This is a genomic window from Bifidobacterium myosotis (assembly GCF_002259745.1).
Taxonomy (GTDB): domain Bacteria; phylum Actinomycetota; class Actinomycetes; order Actinomycetales; family Bifidobacteriaceae; genus Bifidobacterium; species Bifidobacterium myosotis.
Genome location: NZ_MWWW01000002.1, coordinates 157,441 through 171,264, shown reverse-complemented (window position 1 = coordinate 171,264; position 13,824 = coordinate 157,441). Strand labels below are relative to the sequence as shown.

Here is a 13,824-nt window from a genome sequence, read left to right as displayed (position 1 = left end):
TTCTGCCTGCATCCAAGGCCGTAAACAGACACAAAATGTCTGCGGCTCAGCTCGCCTCACGCCCAATCACGCCGGCAGGGCATCTCAGAGGGCCATAAACAAGCATCTTTCCCCTGCACCCCTTTCACGAGCCCCGATGCCCGCACTCATGTTACAGATATTTCGTGTCGATAAAGCAGATGACCACCGAATGGGGCGCAGATATGCAAAAACCCGGCCTGTTGGGGCCGGGTTTTGAAAGTCTCTACGCGATCAACGGGTCTCGCGGTGCACGGTCTGCTTGCCGCAGCGCGGGCAGAACTTCTTGAGCTCGAGACGATCGGGCGTGTTACGACGGTTCTTGGTCGTAATGTAGTTGCGCTCCTTGCACTCGGTGCAGGCCAGCGTGATGCCCGGACGGATGTCGGCGCTCTTAGCCATTCTCATTCACCTCTGTGTTCTTAGGTCTAATGGGTGCGCCCACCTTCCAGCGGGCGCTATTTGTAGCGAGGAAGAGGCTCGAACTCTTGACCTTACGATTATGAGTCGTACGCTCTAGCCAGCTGAGCTACCCCGCCAGAGAGCCCCGAGTGAGAATTGGACTCACGACCTCTTCCTTACCAAGGAAGTGCTCTACCACTGAGCTATCGGGGCGTGGCGGATAGTGGATTCGAACCACTGAAGCACGAAGCGGCTGATTTACAGTCAGCTCCCTTTGACCGCTTGGGAAATCCGCCAGTCTGTTTCCTTATTTGGTCCGGCCTCTTGGCTTGACCTCGTCAGGCAACTTGGCTATTAAAGCAAGAAATCCGCAGCCGCGCAAGTCGGCCTCACGAAACCGGTGATTTTCGTTGCAATTCCGGGCTTTTATCGGCGTGTCGTTTTAGACCTCTCAGGGCCATCGTCGACCGAACAGCCGGCATCATTCGTCGCGGGCCGTGCGACACCAACCATCATCGGGTGCCGCACGGCCGCCGGCTGACGTCGCACGGCCACCGATCGACGTCAGCATTCACCGCCGACGTCGCCAGTCACCGCCGATCGACGGCCGCGACGACCCACCGGCCCGTCCTCGGCCTGTCAGAAGCCGGCCGCCTTGAGCTTGGCGCACACCTCGATCACCAGATCGTTGGCCTCCACCTCACCGATGGAGATGCGGATGCCCTCACCCGAGAACACGCGGGTGGAGAGCCCAGCCGCCAGGAACTGCGAGGCGGCCTCGTCGGTCCGCTCGCCGAGCGGCAGCCAGAAGAAGTTCGCGTACGGTTCCGGGAAGTCCCACCCCTGCTCCTTCAGGGCGGCGACCACGCGGTTGCGCTCGGAGACGATCGACTTGACGCGGTCGGTCAGCTCGTCATAGGCATCGAGGCTGGCGAGCGCGGCGGTCTGCGCCACATCGGTCACGCCGAACGGCAGGGCCACCTTGCGCATGCCCTCGATGACGTCGGCCGGGGCCACGCCGTAGCCGATGCGCAGACCGGCAAGACCGTAGGCCTTGGAGAACGTGTGGGCCACCACGACGTTCGGATACGCGCGGAACAGGTCCATGGCCACGGACGTGTCGGCGTCGGTGTTGAACTGGAAGTAGGCCTCGTCGAACAGCACCAGCACGTCCGAAGGCACGGCCTCCATGATGCGGTGGGCGTCCGTGGCGGACACCGACGTGGAAGTGGGGTTGTTCGGGTTGTTGACGATCACCAGCCGGGTCTTCTCGTTGACGGCGGCGATGATGCCGTCGATGTCGTGCGAGCCGTCCGGCAGGTTGGGCACCTGAACGCTGGTCGCGCCGGCGCCGGTGACGATGATCGGGTATGCCTCGAAGCTGCGCCACGGGTAGACCACCTCGTCGCCGGGGCCCGCCACCAGCTGGACCAGCATCGTGATGACTTCGGTGGAGCCGCAGCCCAGCACGACGTTCTCCGGCTTGACGCCGATCTCCTGGGCCAGGCGCTCCACCACGGCCCAGCCGCGCATGTCCGGGTAACGGTTCAAATGCGGCAGCGCATGGTGCGCGATGGCATCCACCACGCTGGGCAGCGGCTCGAACGGATTCTCGTTGCTGGAGATCTTGAAGGAGCGCTGGCCCTCAACCTTGGGAGCGGGCTTGCCTTGCTTGTATGCGGGAAGGGTGTCGATGATACTGCGATGTCTGTAACTCATGGCCCCATCCTATACCCCTATACCGTTTTCCAATAATCCGCTCTTAAAGCCCGGAATAACACTGTTTTCGGGCGATTACCCGCACTTGCGCGCACCGGGGGGCGCTGGCAAGCTGGACGCATGACTTCAGATCTCGTGCATCATGGACAATCCTTCGACGACCAGCCGCTCGGCTTCGGCACGCTGGCCATCCACCTCGGCAACGGGGTCGACGCCGAAACCGGCGCGATCCGCCGCCCCATCACGCTGGCGAACGCCTACGCCCTGCCCTACGACCCGTCCGACATCAACTGGTCCAGCTCGGACGTGAACCTCTACACCCGCAACGGCCACCCGAACCAGCGGTATCTCGAGGAGAAGCTGGCCCGCCTCGAGGGCGCGGAGGACGCCGTCGTGCTCGCCTCGGGCGTCGCCGCGCTGGCCGCCACGTTCACCACGTTCCTCAACCGCGGCGACCACGCGATCTTCTCGGACACCACCTACATCGCCGCCTACCGTTTGCTGAACCAGATCCTGCCGGAGAAGTACGGCATCGAGACCTCCATCGTGGACACGTCCGACCCGGAGAACGTGCGTGCGGCCTTGCGTGAGAACACCAAGCTGGTCCATATCGAAACGCCGGCGAACCCGACACTAAAGGTGTCCGACATCAAGACCATCGCCTCGCTGGCGCACGAGGCCAATCCGGACATCCTCGTCTCGGTGGACAACACGTTCAATTCGCCGTACAACGTGCGTCCGCTCGATTTGGGCGCGGACATCGTCATCGAGTCGCTCACCAAGTACATCAACGGCCACGGCGACGCGCTCGGCGGCGCGATCGCCACCACCAAGGCCCGCACCGACCAGATCCGTTTCACCGCGCAGGTGAACTTCGGCGGCATCATCTCGCCGTTCAACGCCTGGCTCATCAACCGCGGCTCGGTGACGCTGCCGCTGCGCATCCGCCAGCACAATGCCTCGGCGCTCGCCATCGCGAAGCATCTCGAGTCGATTCCGTCCGTGCGGTTCGTCTCGTACCCCGGCCTCGAGTCGCATCCGCACCATGACGTGGCCGTAAGCCAGCTGGCCCGGCCGGATTCCGGCTTCGGCGGCGTGCTGGCGTTCGGTCTTGACACGGACCATGACGGGCACAACCGGTTCGTCTCCAAGCTCAACATCATCACGTCCGCGGTGTCGCTGGGCCATGACGAAAGCCTCATCGTCTTCCTTGGCGAGGACGACGAACGCCAGTACCTCTACCCGCCCGAATTCCACCGCGGGTTCTTCCGCTTCGCCGTGGGCCTCGAGGACACCGATGACCTGATCCGCGACATCGATCATGCGCTGGTCGAAGCCGGATTCGAGGTGTGACGACGGGATTGGGAACCACTAGCGGGGGAACCGCTTAAGGAAGGTCTGGAACCGCCCGGTTAGGCCGGTGACCGGTTCCGGACGTCCGCCAAACCGGGCCGCTGTGGCATTGCGGGCGGCATCACGGATGAAATCGGCCTGATCTGGGTAACGTTTGGCCAGTCCGGCGGCGACCTCCAAATCGGTGTCGGCGGGGCTGGGTTTCGCAGCCGGGCGTGCGGTGTTGAGTACCTCATGCCATACGGCCTGCCACGCCGCATCGGTCAACCCCCCATCATCAGATGACACCTCGGCCCGTGCAATCGCACGCAGCACGCGGCGGCGACGCATCCAACGCCACAGACGCGGCGCACCCCAGACGCTTCCCACCGCGAGCGCCAACGCGAACAGGCCGAGGAGGACGCGGGCCCACACCGGCCACGTCATGATGTCCGGCAGCGTCAGCCGCCAGACGCCGGCCGATGTGGCGCCGGAGGCCGCATCCTGCGAGGTATCGGTCGCGCCGTTCTCATCCGCGGCATCGGCGGAATCGTCATTCGTGGATTCGTCAGCGCCGGCCGCATCATCGGACTGGGCGTTCTGGTCGGACTGATTGGTTTCGGTCGATGATTGATCGCCGTCGGACGTGGACGAGGAATCACCGGACGCATCGGTGGAGTCGGATGCGGAATCGGACTTGGCGGACCCGTTGTCAACGGTCGCGGGCGTCACGTCGAACGGCACCCAGCCCACGCCGTCCATATACGCCTCGACCCAGGCGTGCAGCTGCTTCGATTTGACCGTGAAGTAGCCGTTCGCGTCGCGATCCTCGACGCCGGCGTTGTACCCGAGCACGATTCGGGTGGGCACTCCCATCGCGCGGCCCAGAATGGCGAGCGCCGAGGCGTAGTGCTGGCAGTAGCCGGCGTGGCCGGTCTCGGAATCGAGGAAGTCGTCCACCACCTCGAGGTTGTCGCGGCCGTCACCGTCCGGCGCGTTGAGCGAGTAGGTGAATCCGTTGTCCGGGTTGGTGAAGTACTCCACGAGCCAACGCATCACGCGCACCTGATTGTCGTAGCTGTCGCCCGTGATGGGCACGCCGGCGGCCTGCGCCTGGTTGATGACGGCGCGCACGTTGGCGGGCAGGTCCTTCGGCACCGACGTGTACCGGCTGGCGTGGGCGCGTTCGTCGCTGATCGAGACATACCGCTTCATGCGTTCGGCGGCGGGGTTGGACTCGCTGATGGACCCCTTGACCATCGAGTAGGCGCTCAGTCCGGAGTTCATCCCGCTCAGCACGCCGACGACGCGCCCCTCCCACATGTTGGCACCGTAGAACTCACTGACATGTTCGCCGTCGTCGCCGTTTATGGAGGACTGCGTGGAGACGTCCCTGAGCGGTACGGCGATCGTCACGTTGCCGTCGGCGCCGAAGCCGAGCACGTAGTCGTCCTTGCCGAAGCCGAACTGCTTCACGACCGTGTCGTTGAACACCACGCTGGTGGGTACGGTGGCTTGTGAACCGTCCAGAAGCATGACCCCACCCCCGCTGAAGCTGCCGGAACCGAGCCGCCATCCGTTCGGCCCGACCACGCTGCCGTCGGCGTTCAGCGTGGCCTTGATGACGAGGAAATCGTTGGTGCTGTCGCCGTGAATCTCAGCCAATCCCGTGTCGGCGAGGTTGCGACGCGCCTGATACCAGGCCGTCATATCGTCGGTCGTGGTGTCACTCTCATCCAGCAGACTGCTCTCGGCGGCCTTGACCGGCGTAAGCTGGCTGAAACCGGACGAGCCGGTGATGGGGGTGAGCGCGCTTCCGTACGCCGTGTATTCGATGTCCGGCGAGGTGCCGGTGGTGCGGTTGTATACCGTACCGTCCTGATAGAGCAGCCAGTCGTCGCCGACGCCGTTATCGAGGTAGGAGACATTGCCGGGGACGGGCAGGAAACGTGATTTCAGCGAGGCGATGCGCACGTCGGCATTAACCATGAACTGTTCGAGCGAGGCCGAATTGGTGAGCGCCACATCGTAACCGGTATAGCCGAGGGCGGCCATGTACGCGCCCAGCGGGTTCATGACCATGCGCTGCCTGCGGGTGAGCTCATCATCACTGTCGCGGCCGAGCTGGATGCCCGAACCGTAGAGGCCGGCGTCGAGCGCGAATTCGCGGTCGTAGCCCCACGAGTCGCCGTCGAAGTTGTCCAACGTGGTCAGGCGCAGGTACAGGCGTCGGTAGGCCCGGTAGGTGAAAACCGTGTTGTCCGAGCCGGCGGCAATGTTGCGTTTGAGGTCGATCATCGGGTTGACGGTGTTCGAGGTGAACATGCCGCCACCCTCGCCGATCGACAGCGGGACGCGATAGGCCAGATCGGCGGCGGGACCGGTCAGCGGCAGGGTGATTGCCGCGGCGAGCAGCGCGGCGATGACCGGGGTGGCGCGCAGAGCGAGGGAGGCGCGACCGCCCGCCATCGATTGCAGCGGAGCGAATCTGGAGGTGAACCGGCGCAGGGGCGGCCGTGAGTCACCGGACCGTTGAAAGCCGGGACGGCGAGCCAGCTGAGATATTTCAGGCGACCTAGGCGACTTGTTGTCCGTCTCGGTTGTCTCGGTTGTCTTGGTTGTCTTGGATGCCTTGGCCGGCGCCCCGGTCCGAGCCCGAATCGCCCGGGGCAGCCGAATCTCGGCGACCGCCCGCTGTGGCCGGGCCGCCCAGAGCGCCAAGGGAAGCGCGACCACCACGAGGCCGATGGCCCAGAGCGGCGCGATATGGCCGACCAGCGCGTAGTCCGCAGCGAGTGCGGCCACCGGCAAGACCACCATCACCGGCCACACCGGACGGAAGGCGAGAACAAACCGAATCAGTATGGCGAGCGCCGCCACCAGCAGGATGAGGAACATGTCGCTGGCGGGGGTCACCTTAAGCGGCGGCAGCTGGAGGTTGAGCTGGTTGAATCCGTCCTCGACGACGCTGACGAACAATTGCCAGCGGGCAGCGAGGGCCGCAAACGGGCCGTCTGCAGCGGTGGACGCGGCAGATGCGGCCGATGACGCGGCTGCCCCCGCAGACACCCCGCTGCCATCCTGACCGGCAGCCGTCCCCTGCGCCGCGATATGGGCCAAGGCGTCGCCGGCCACCGAGCGGAGCCGGATGACGGACAGCACCACTGTGGCGATGAGGGTCAGTACCGTGTACCCGAGGCATCGCCAGACCGGACGGGTGTTCGGACGCCCCGGGTGCGTTCGTCCGGCGGCGAGCCTCTCGGCGACGCCTGTCTCCAATGCTGCGACCGCCAACAGCGCGGCGGCGAACCATATCCATAGGCCCGTGGGCGCAATCAATCCGCTCACGCCCGTGAGCGCTACGCCGAAGAAGGCAAGCAATGCCAGTATCTGCGCGAGAGCGGATGCATCGGCGAACTCGCGCCGGCGGAACACATCCCCCACCGGGACAATCCCGGCAATACCGCCGCTCGCATGCGCTCGATCGCCGGCGATATCGATATGCCGATATGCCGGACTCGACTGCGGAGCCGATGGATCGAGCGCAGTCAATCGATCGGCGATCGGCGTGCGCCGCAGCGCGCCCAGCAACGGTTGGTCGGCGGCCGCGTCGCATGCCAGTACCCGCACAGGTCCCTGTCCGTTCATCGCAATGCGCACGATGGCGGCGGCCCGCGCGGCGGGCGCGGCCGTATCACCAGCGGACTGTTGTTCACTATGGGCATGGTGGCTTCCCGACGCGCGCGACCGTGCGCGGCCCGACCGGCCGTCAACAATCACTTCCCCACTCGGCCTGACGGCGGCGAGGAACCGTTCGACGGCGTCGATGCCCTCGAATGTCTGAACACCGTCGGTCACCACCAACCGTTCCGCGCGGCCGTTTCGTGCAGCCAAAGCCCACGGCAGCAAAGCCGCGACCGCCGAATCCAGTTGGTCTTCAGACACTTCGACGGTGTTGAGGACCAGCAGCGCCGTGGTGCGGACGTCGCGACTGGATTCGCGCGTCATCAATTCACCCCGGTGGGCGGTGTGCCGCCAGGAGATGAGCTTCAGCGGATCGCCGGGGGCATAGGCGCGCACGCCTCCGGAATGGTCGGATTGGCTGGAGCCCACCTGCCGTTTGTCCACCGCCGCGATGCCGGATTCGCCTCGCTTGTCGTCATCCGGCAGCACCAGCGTCTGGCCGTCGCTGGGAACGACCTTGCGGGCCGCGACCAATCCCAGCGGCGAGACCCAACGCGCCACCGTGCTCACCGTGACGTACCAGCCACGCCGTTCAGGCACGTCGCCCCTCAGACGGGCCACCACGTTGCCATGGCTGTCGCGCTGCTCGATCTGCCGTGCGAGCCGCGCATCACCGATGGGGAGTAAGCCGAACCATTGCAACCCGGTAAGCACCAACGCGATGACGAACACGACCGTCAAGGCGATGGCCGCATCCATCAAGGTGCGGTCGTCCAGCAACAGACCGCCGAAGCATGCGCCCGCCGCCGCGGCGAGCAACACCAAGCCGCCCACGGTCGGACGGATCAGGCCGTGGCGTATCGGCCGCACAGACCGCACCGGCTGCGCAGGCCGCAGCGTTCGATGTTCCGAATCCCGCGTAGCCGCTCTCCCGCGCGGCCCGCCGTGCCTTGCACGCCGCATCATCACACCCGAGGAACCGGTGTGGACGCCACGATATCGGCGATGAGCCCGCGCGCGCGGTCAAGGGAGGACGAGCCGTACCCCGCATCCTCCAGAACGAGCCGGTGGGCGAGCACCGGGACTGCCAACGATTGCACGTCATCGGGCAACACATAGTCACGCCCTTTGATGAAGGCACGCGCGCGGCCCATCGCGGCCAGATGCAGGCTGGCGCGAGGCGACGCACCGTACCGGATGCCGTCATGGGAACGGGTGGCGCGAATCAGGGACACCACGTAATCGGCCACCGGCTTGGCGAGCGCGACTTTGCGGACGGCGGCGCGAATGGCCGTCGTCTCGTCGCCCGTGCAGATCTGGCGCACACGGTCCAGCGGACGGGACCAGTCCGCGGAGGTGAGCATTGCGGATTCCGCTTCGGCCGACGGGTAGCCGAAACTGGTGCAGGACATGAACCGGTCGAGCTGGGCTTCGGGCAACGGGTACGTGCCTTCAAGCTCAATCGGGTTCTGGGTGGCGATGACGAAATACGGGTCCGGCAACACATGGGTGATGCCATCCACGCTGATCTGCCCTTCGCTCATGGCTTCGAGCATGGCGGATTGGGTCTTGGGATTGGCTCGGTTGATCTCGTCGGCGATGACGATGTTGGCGAACAGCGGTCCGGGATGGAACTCGAAGTCGTGGGTGTCCTGCGAGTAGATGCTGACGCCGGTCAAATCGCTGGGCAGCAGGTCCGGAGTGAACTGGATGCGGTGCGATTCGCCGCCGATGGCCTGTCCCATGGCTCGGGCGAGTGTGGTTTTGCCGACGCCCGGCACATCCTCGAGCAGCAGATGACCGCCCGCCGCGAACGTGGTGACCACCAGATCGATAATCTCACGCGAACAGGAAAGGGAACGCTCCAGCGCTTCAGCGAGACGGACGAGAGTCGACGGATCGGCAGCATCCACCGCATCGGCAGCATGGGATGAGCTGGCCAAGCCGCCGGATGCAAACGAGCTTGCCGATGATCCGGACGGCGGCGTAAACGATGGCGGCGTTGCAAACGGGCGAACGGATGCGTCGTTCATGACGTCCTCTTTCATAGCGACTTCAATCCATTACCCAGTGTACGTGCGGCGTCGTGCGACTCACAACGTCCTCGCTACCAGCGATATTACTTCGCCGCCGCTGTGGATACGGTCGCGGCGTCAGCGGGCGCGACGGGCAGTGACGGCGTCGGCCAGAGTATGCAGCAACTCGTTGGTGCGCTCCCATGGAATGCAGGAGTCGGTCACGGACTGGCCGTACACCAGCTGATCGAGCGGCGCGGGCTTCTGATGGCCGCCCACGAGGAAGCTTTCCATCATGACGCCGGTTATGCCCTCTTCGCCCTCGGCCAGACGGGCGGCGATCTCCTCGACCACCTCGGCCTCGCGCACCTCGTTCTTGCCGCAGTTGCCATGAGCGGCATCGATGACCAGACCGTGCTCGCTGGGGCCGGATGCCTTGGACGCCTTAAGCGCCTCAAGTGCCTTGCGCACGGACTCGGCATCGTAGTTCGGGCCGGAGCTCGAACCGCGCAACACCAGATGGCAGTCCGGGTTGCCACGGGTCTCGGCGGAAATCACGCGACCGTCAAGGTTAATGGACAGGAAATGATGCTCGAATCCGGCGGTGAAGCAGGAGTCGGCGGCGGCCTTGATGGAACCGTCGGTGGAGTTCTTGAAGCCCACCGGCATGGACAGACCGCTGGCCAGCTCGCGATGCACCTGGGATTCGGTGTTGCGCGCGCCGATGGCGCCCCAGCTGATCGCGTCGCAGATGTACTGCGGGGTGATCGGGTCGAGCCATTCGGTGGCGATGGGCAGGCCGAGGCTCAGCACATCGGTGAGGACCCTGCGCGCAAGCCACATGCCCTTGCGGATGTTGAAGCGGCCGTCCAAATCGGGGTCGTTGATCAGGCCCTTCCAACCGATGGTGGTGCGCGGCTTCTCGAAGTACACGCGCATCACGATGACGAGGCGGTCCTCCAGCTCGCGCTTGACCGCGGCCAGTTTCTCGGCGTACTCATGTGCGGCCTTGGGATCATGGATCGAGCAGGGGCCCACGATGACGAGCAGACGGTCGTCGCGGCCGTTGAGTACGTCGCGAATCTCCTGACGCGAGTGCAGCACCAGCTCGCTCATCGCATCGGTGAGCGGCTGCTCCTTGAGGAACGCACGGGGTGCGGGAATGGGGTCGAGCTGACGGATGTTGATATCGACCGTCTCGGGAAAGACGGCCTGCTCCCCCAAACGACGTTCGTCCTCGGAACTATCCGGACCACGAAGTGCTGCCATGCCGACTCTCCTCTCCTGTATTGACGCATCGATAGGCATACAAAGGCGTAAGTCTACCTGTGGACGGATGGATATGGAAAAGCCCGACCGGTTGGTGGACGCGGTCGGGCGGGGATGGATGGGCTGGTGGCCCCGAACCGCGCCTGTGGAAAGCCCACCGGGCTTTCCACTTAACGGCGCGTCGGCTCAGGCGCGCTTGCGTGATTCCGGCTACGTCGGAATCACGCAAGCGCGCCCATCGGATCCCACGCGGGGAGCATGGTGGCGGGCTCTTCTAGGGCGGCCTGGTATTCGGCGGGGAGCATGGACTTCGGGACGGCGACCTCGTAGACGTACTCGGTGAACCAGTCGTCGGACATGGTGAAGTAGCCCTTGTCGGCGATCTTGGCGCCCCAGGAGTTCTCCACGCGCCAGCGACGGGTGGTGGTGCCGTCATCGGCCACATCCACGCCGGCGAAGGCCATGGCGTGATTCATCGCGGAGTCGCCGAAGCGCACGCGGGCCTCCTTGTCGAGGTCGAAGTCCACGTCGTAGACCTTGCCATACTCGAACAGGTCGGTGGCCCACGCGCCGTTCTCACGGTCCATGAACGGGCCGCAGTCGGCGCCGAACCACACCGGGATGCCCTGCTCGACCAGGATCGTGCGCACGCAGTCCTTCATGAACTGGTTCGGCACGTTGAGGTATTCGGTCGGGTCGCCGCCGGCCACGTTGCCCAGATGCTCGATGCCGATCTTCTTGCCCTTGGCGTGCTCGGCGCGCGGGTCGTCCACGAGGCACACGTAGTCCTCGAGGCCGGCAGGACCCACATACTTCTTCCAGAACTCGACCGGCGTGATCTCGCCGTCACGATGGAACTCGCCATCGGCGTCGGTCCACTCCCAGTCGAAGGAGACCGGCGGTTCGCCAAGGTGGATGGTGAGGATGCGGTGGCCTGCGGCGGTGGCGTCGGCGATGATCTCGTCCGTCTTGGCCTGATCGCCGGCGGCCGCATACAGGTGGGCCACGGCGGTGTGCAGCATGTGACGCAGCTGGTTGTTCATCGCACCGGTGTTCTTGGAGGATTCGGTCTCCGGGAACAGGTCCTTCGGCACGGCGCCGTACTTCTTGTACACGTTCATGGCCATGGTCCACTGGCCACCGTCGCCCATGACGTCGGCGAGCAGGTGCTGCATCAGGCGGGAGTCGGAGGGCTCGCCTGCGGCCACCAGCGCGGCCACATCCTTGAGGAAGTAGTTGACGCGCTCGAGCTTGTCGTAGTACATCGCGTAGTTCTGGGAGAACTCGAACTCCTTGAGGTTCATGTTCTTCTTGGCGATGAAGCGTGCCACGTTCAACGAGCTGAACAGCCAGCAACGACCGGAACGGTCCTGATGGGTGGCCTCGCCGTTGTCCACGGTGGTGGAGAAGCGGCGCTGCAGCAGGCGGGCGCGATCGTAGTTGCGGGCCACCTTCTCGATGCCGGCGGCGGTCACCGCGTTCATGGCCAGGCGGCTGGTGCCGTCGGCGTCGAATTCGCCACGCAGTGCGTCCAGCGCTTCGCCGGACAGAGGCGTCAATTCACTCATGTCTGCTCCTTCTTCGGATTGCGTGCTTGTGGCACGAAAAACGCATGCGGCACCTGGCCCGAAGGCTCAGGTGCCGCATCTTGCCGTTAGTAGTCTAATCGACGGCTTGTCATTCGCCGCCGGCAGAGGCCACCAGTGCAGCGACCGTTGAAATCCGCAACCGTGACCCCGACGGAATCAGTGGTTCTGGTTCTGGGGAATGGCCTGAGTGGGCTCTTCGCCCTCTTCGAACTCATGCTCACCGTGCTGGGAGTGCGAAGCCTCGGCATCGGCTTCGACCTCGGTCGGCGCGTCCGCTTCGCCGGGCACCGGATTGACGACGGGCAGCGGCACGGGAGCGACCGGCTCGTCCGTCTGACCGGGCTGCGATTGGTCCTGCGGAGCCGGCTGGGACGCGGGCTGAGCGGCAGGGCCTCCGAACGCAAAGCCGGCGAACGCCTGGGAGAACATCGCCTTGAGCTCGGACACACGCTGGGTGATGGCCGCCTCGCGCTGCTGCAGCTCGGTGATGTGCTTGGACAGGCCATCCAGCTCGCTCTGGGCTGCCGCACGACGCTCCTCGACCTGGGCATCCGCGTCCTCGCCGGCCTTGCGCACGATCTGCGCCGCCTGCTCGTCGGCCTCCTGACGCTTGGCTGCGGCATACGTATCCGCCTCCTCGCGCGTGGTCTTGGCCTGGCTGACCAGCTCGTCCGCCTCCTTCTTGGCGGCCGCGCGGCTCTCCTCGAGATGCGCCAGCAGCTCATTGACCTTCTTCGTGGCCTCGTCCTGCTGGGCGGCGATGTCCTTACGGATCTGCTCCACCTCGGCGTTGACCTGACTCATCGTCGTGGTGCGGCTCACCTCGGCCTCATCGGTGATCTCCTGCGCCTTGGCCTTGGCCGTGTCGGTGATCTCGCTGGCCTTGCGCTGGGCCTCGGTCATCATCTTGGAGACCTGTTCGCGCACATCGGCGAGCTTCTTGTTGGCCTCGGCGAGGGCGGCCTCGATCTGGTCGTTGGAATCGGACTTGAGCTTGGCGATCTCGTCGTTGGCGCTCTTACGCAGCTCGGCAACCTTGCGCGTGGCCTCCGCCTTCATGTCCGCGATCTCGCGTTCCTGCGTGGAACGCTCGGAGGCGAGCTTCTTGTTGTGCTCCTCGCGGGCGTTGCTCAGCTCGAGCTCCACGGTCTGGCGCTGCTCGGCGACGTCCTTGGCGGTGCGGTCGCGCAGCTGGGCGGCGTCCTCGTTGGCGGAAGTGGTGACCGACTTGGCCTGATTGGTGGCGTTTTGCAGGATGGAGGTGGCCTTGGCGTTGGCGTCATCCACGATGTGCTTGGCATCCAGCTTGGCATTGTTGATCAGCGTCTCGGCCTGAGCCTGAGCGCTGATGCGGGTGGACGAAGCGTCCTGCTTGGCGCGTTCGAGCAGCTCGGCGCTGGTCTGTTCGGCGGAGGCGAGCATCTGCTGGGCGTTCGCACCGAGGGATGCGAAGGTGTTGCCTTCGGGCTTCTTGTTCTTCTCCTCCTGAAGCTGCGCCTGCAGCTGCAGGATGCGGTCGTCGTCCGCCGCGATCTGCTCGCGCATGCTGGCCAGCGTCTGCTGGGCCCGGTTCAGGCTCTCCTGGGTGGCGTCGAACGCCGCATCCACCTTTTCCTTGTCATATCCTCGCAGCACCACCGGGAAACGATCCACCATGGCTGTATGTTCCTTTCGCCCAACACATGCGCCCCTTGGCGCGTACTCATGCACTGTAGCGCATAGTGGAGCTGTACCGCGCCATGCGTTGTGCAATCGTTACAATGCGTGCGAACCGTGTTCTATTCCCCGCCCACGAC

The 13,824-nt window shown here is 64.9% G+C and carries 8 protein-coding genes and 3 tRNA genes; 1 reads left to right on the top strand and 10 read right to left on the bottom strand.

What is annotated here, in order from left to right; genetic code table 11:
• Nucleotides 1-252: 252 nt before the first annotated feature.
• The 5 genes from rpmG to BMYO_RS00815 form a co-directional block, all read right to left on the bottom strand.
• Nucleotides 253-420 carry a 50S ribosomal protein L33 gene (gene rpmG / locus BMYO_RS00835; RefSeq protein WP_007053013.1) on the bottom strand — a complete coding sequence of 56 codons (168 nt, stop codon included), beginning with the start codon at nucleotides 418-420 and terminating at the stop codon, nucleotides 253-255.
• Nucleotides 421-483: 63 nt separating this feature from the next.
• Nucleotides 484-557: transfer RNA gene (locus BMYO_RS00830), tRNA-Met, on the bottom strand.
• A gap of 4 nt (nucleotides 558-561) precedes the next feature.
• Nucleotides 562-633 (bottom strand) — tRNA-Thr (locus tag BMYO_RS00825).
• Nucleotide 634: 1 nt separating this feature from the next.
• Nucleotides 635-716, bottom strand: a tRNA-Tyr gene (locus BMYO_RS00820).
• Between the two features lie 343 nt (nucleotides 717-1,059).
• Nucleotides 1,060-2,139, bottom strand: coding sequence for a histidinol-phosphate transaminase (locus BMYO_RS00815; RefSeq protein WP_094666699.1), 1,080 nt, complete (start codon nucleotides 2,137-2,139; stop codon nucleotides 1,060-1,062).
• A 120-nt stretch (nucleotides 2,140-2,259) separates the two neighbouring features.
• Between BMYO_RS00815 and BMYO_RS00810 the strand changes: the two genes are divergently transcribed.
• Nucleotides 2,260-3,492 carry a trans-sulfuration enzyme family protein gene (locus tag BMYO_RS00810; protein WP_094666698.1) on the top strand — a complete coding sequence of 411 codons (1,233 nt, stop codon included), beginning with the start codon at nucleotides 2,260-2,262 and terminating at the stop codon, nucleotides 3,490-3,492.
• A gap of 18 nt (nucleotides 3,493-3,510) precedes the next feature.
• On the opposite strand, the gene BMYO_RS00805 is transcribed toward BMYO_RS00810, so the two are convergent.
• The 5 genes from BMYO_RS00805 to BMYO_RS00785 all read right to left on the bottom strand — a co-directional run bounded on the left by BMYO_RS00805 (nucleotide 3,511) and on the right by BMYO_RS00785 (nucleotide 13,684).
• Nucleotides 3,511-8,025, bottom strand: a complete 4,515-nt coding sequence (locus BMYO_RS00805; protein ID WP_158216922.1) for a transglutaminase domain-containing protein — start codon at nucleotides 8,023-8,025, stop codon at nucleotides 3,511-3,513.
• Between the two features lie 95 nt (nucleotides 8,026-8,120).
• Nucleotides 8,121-9,188 (bottom strand): AAA family ATPase, encoded by a 1,068-nt coding sequence (locus tag BMYO_RS00800; RefSeq protein WP_094666796.1) that lies wholly within the window; start codon nucleotides 9,186-9,188, stop codon nucleotides 8,121-8,123.
• Nucleotides 9,189-9,308: 120 nt separating this feature from the next.
• On the bottom strand, nucleotides 9,309-10,439 hold the full coding sequence (locus tag BMYO_RS00795; protein WP_094666696.1) for a 3-deoxy-7-phosphoheptulonate synthase: 1,131 nt from the start codon (nucleotides 10,437-10,439) through the stop codon (nucleotides 9,309-9,311).
• Nucleotides 10,440-10,660: 221 nt separating this feature from the next.
• Entirely contained in the window at nucleotides 10,661-12,007 is a 1,347-nt protein-coding gene (locus tag BMYO_RS00790; RefSeq protein WP_094666695.1) for a C1 family peptidase, read from the bottom strand.
• Nucleotides 12,008-12,184: 177 nt separating this feature from the next.
• Nucleotides 12,185-13,684 (bottom strand): cell division protein, encoded by a 1,500-nt coding sequence (locus tag BMYO_RS00785; RefSeq protein WP_094666694.1) that lies wholly within the window; start codon nucleotides 13,682-13,684, stop codon nucleotides 12,185-12,187.
• Nucleotides 13,685-13,824: the final 140 nt, after the last annotated feature.

Bases quoted from the DNA above. Each gene is read 5' to 3' on its own strand.
- rpmG (WP_007053013.1), bottom strand. From the start codon at position 420: ATGGCTAAGAGCGCCGACATCCGTCCGGGCATCACGCTGGCCTGCACC.
- BMYO_RS00815 (WP_094666699.1), bottom strand. From the start codon at position 2,139: ATGAGTTACAGACATCGCAGTATCATCGACACCCTTCCCGCATACAAG.
- BMYO_RS00810 (WP_094666698.1), top strand. From the start codon at position 2,260: ATGACTTCAGATCTCGTGCATCATGGACAATCCTTCGACGACCAGCCG.
- BMYO_RS00800 (WP_094666796.1), bottom strand. From the start codon at position 9,188: ATGAACGACGCATCCGTTCGCCCGTTTGCAACGCCGCCATCGTTTACG.
- BMYO_RS00795 (WP_094666696.1), bottom strand. From the start codon at position 10,439: ATGGCAGCACTTCGTGGTCCGGATAGTTCCGAGGACGAACGTCGTTTG.
- BMYO_RS00790 (WP_094666695.1), bottom strand. From the start codon at position 12,007: ATGAGTGAATTGACGCCTCTGTCCGGCGAAGCGCTGGACGCACTGCGT.
- BMYO_RS00785 (WP_094666694.1), bottom strand. From the start codon at position 13,684: ATGGTGGATCGTTTCCCGGTGGTGCTGCGAGGATATGACAAGGAAAAG.